Source organism: Thermohalobaculum xanthum, assembly GCF_016623495.1.
GTDB classification, from domain to species: domain Bacteria; phylum Pseudomonadota; class Alphaproteobacteria; order Rhodobacterales; family Rhodobacteraceae; genus Thermohalobaculum; species Thermohalobaculum xanthum.
In genome coordinates this window covers 1-2,443 of record NZ_JAEHHL010000023.1, presented here as the reverse complement: position 1 = coordinate 2,443, position 2,443 = coordinate 1, and the positions used below count along the sequence as shown (strand labels likewise).

General features: G+C 62.2%; 3 protein-coding genes. All 3 read left to right on the top strand.

The features are described from left to right. The first annotated feature begins 1 nt into the window (after position 1). The 3 genes from H0I76_RS19255 to H0I76_RS19245 all read left to right on the top strand — a co-directional run bounded on the left by H0I76_RS19255 (position 2) and on the right by H0I76_RS19245 (position 2,299). Positions 2 to 493 (top strand): Lrp/AsnC family transcriptional regulator, encoded by a 492-nt coding sequence (locus H0I76_RS19255; protein ID WP_200613813.1) that lies wholly within the window; start codon positions 2 to 4, stop codon positions 491 to 493. Positions 494 to 676: 183 nt separating this feature from the next. After that, positions 677 to 1,819 carry a glycine cleavage T C-terminal barrel domain-containing protein gene (locus H0I76_RS19250; protein WP_200613811.1) on the top strand — a complete coding sequence of 381 codons (1,143 nt, stop codon included), beginning with the start codon at positions 677 to 679 and terminating at the stop codon, positions 1,817 to 1,819. A 30-nt stretch (positions 1,820 to 1,849) separates the two neighbouring features. Next, a complete protein-coding gene (locus H0I76_RS19245; protein ID WP_200613808.1) occupies positions 1,850 to 2,299 on the top strand; it encodes an OsmC family protein in 450 nt (149 codons plus the stop codon). Positions 2,300 to 2,443: the final 144 nt, after the last annotated feature.

Here is a 2,443-nt window from a genome sequence, read left to right as displayed (position 1 = left end):
AATGAAAAAGACCGCTCTGGACACCACGGACATTCGCATCCTTTCCGCGCTCCAGAAGCATGGGCAGCTCAGCAAGTCCAAACTGGCCGAGCTGGTTGTACTCTCGCCCACTCCTTGCTGGGCCCGCTTGGCGCGGCTGAAGAAGGCAGGCCTCATACGTGGGTATCACGCGGATCTCGCGCTCGAAAAAATTGTCGCCGTCTCCAAGGTGATCGTCACCGTTTCGCTGAAGAGCCATCGCAAGGCGGACTTTGATCGCTTCGAGGGTTATATCCATCGACTCGACGAGGTCGTCGATTGCGTCGCGACAGGCGGCGGGATGGACTACGTCATGACGGTCGTGACGCCCAACCTTCCCGCCTTTCAACGCCTGATGGACGAGATGCTGACAGCAGAGCTGGGGATCGACCGCTACATGACCTACATCACGACCAGAGAGGTCAAGTCTGCTCGGCCGAACCTTGCCCGATTGGTGGTCGACCCGGACAACTGACGCGTCAGTCAGGCAGTGCTACCAATTAGTCCGAATGGCCCAGGCCCGGTGGAAATTTCGGTCCGGACGGTCTTCCTTGCCTCGATCTTCAGTCCGCTGACGCGGGCCTACTGCCATTAGAACTCTCCCGAACTCGACGAGAACGGGTGGTCTCTGGGAGACCTGCCAGCAGAGGTAATCACGATGGCAAAGGCAGACGATTTCGGTTTCGGAACGCAGATCCGGAAGTCCCCCTATTTCGACGCGACGGTCCGCTGGGGCGCGAAGGGCTTCTCGGTCTACAACCACATGTACATCCCGCGTGACTTCGGCGATCCCGAGCAGAACTTCTGGAACCTGATCAACGACGCGATCCTGTGCGATGTCGCGGTCGAGCGCCAGGTCGAGATCACTGGTCCGGATGCCGCGAAGTTCGTGCAGACGCTGACCCCGCGCGATCTCTCCAAGCTGGCGGTGGGGCAGTGCAAATACGTGCTGATCACCAATGCCGAGGGCGGCATCCTGAACGACCCGATCCTGCTGCGCCTCGCGGAGAACCATTTCTGGATCTCGCTCGCCGACAGCGACATCCTGCTCTGGGCGCAAGGCGTCGCCGTGCACTCGGGCATGGACGTCACGATCCGCGAGCCGGATGTCTCGCCGCTGCAGCTGCAGGGCCCGAAATCCGGCGAGGTGATGAAGGCGCTCTTCGGCGAGAGCATCATGGACCTGCGCTACTACTGGCTGCGCGAGGTTGAACTCGACGGCATTCCGCTGATCGTGTCGCGCACCGGCTGGTCCAGCGAACTCGGCTACGAGCTTTACCTGCGGGACGGGTCGCGCGGCGACGAGCTGTGGGAAAGGATCATGGCGGCGGGGCAGCCTTTCGGCCTGAAGCCCGGCCACACCTCGTCGATCCGTCGCATCGAGGGCGGCATGCTGTCCTATCACGCCGACGCGGACATCAACACGAACCCGTTCGAGCTGGGGCTCGACCGGCTCGTGAACCTCGACATCGAAGCCGACTTCATCGGCAAGGCCGCGCTGCGGCGCATCAAGGAAGAGGGCGTGAGCCGCAAGCAGGTGGGTCTGGTGATCGACGGCTCCCCCCTGAAAGGGCCCAACACCACGTTCTGGCCCATCAACAAGGACGGCGCCACGATCGGCAAGGTCACCTCTGCCGTCTACTCGCCCAGGCTCGAGCAGAACATCGCGCTGGCGATGGTCTCTGCGGATTTCGCGGAGATCGACACCGAGGTCGAGGTTGTCACCGCTGCCGGTCCGACCCGCGCGACGATCGTGGAGCGCCCGTTCTACGACCCCAAGAAGACGCTCGCCGCCGCGTGAACGCCAGGGCCAAGAAAGGGACCTCAGGACATGACCGGCCTTTCCATCGAGCTGCACTGGCACCGCTCGGAGCCTGAACTGAGTCCGGGCAAATACTCGAACGCACACACCGTGCAGTTCAACGGCAGCAATGACCTGCAGGTGGACGCCGCCCCGGATTGGGGCGGTGATCCCGGCAACACCAACCCCGAGCAGGCCCTCGCATCGGCGCTGTCCAGCTGCCACATGATGACCTTCCTCGCGCTTGCCGCCAAAGCCAAATGGCCGGTGGCAAGCTACCACGATTATGCCGTTGCCCATCTCGGCAAGAATGCCAAGGGGCAGATGTCGGTCACGCGGGTGGATCTGCATCCCGTTGTGCGTTTCGACGCGGACTTTTCGGTCGACGAGGCCGAACTCGAAAAGATGCAGCACCGCGCCCATCGCTATTGCTTCATAGCCAACACGCTCGCCGACAGCGTCGAAGTCAACATCCTTTAGGCAGTGGCAAGGAAGTAGACCCGTGCAAACGAACGCGAACGACATGCTGCTGCGCGATCTGAATGACGACGGCATTCTGCGCCTGACCCTGAACGACGCCAGGCGGCGCAATGCATTGTCCGAGGCGATGCTCGCAATACTGGC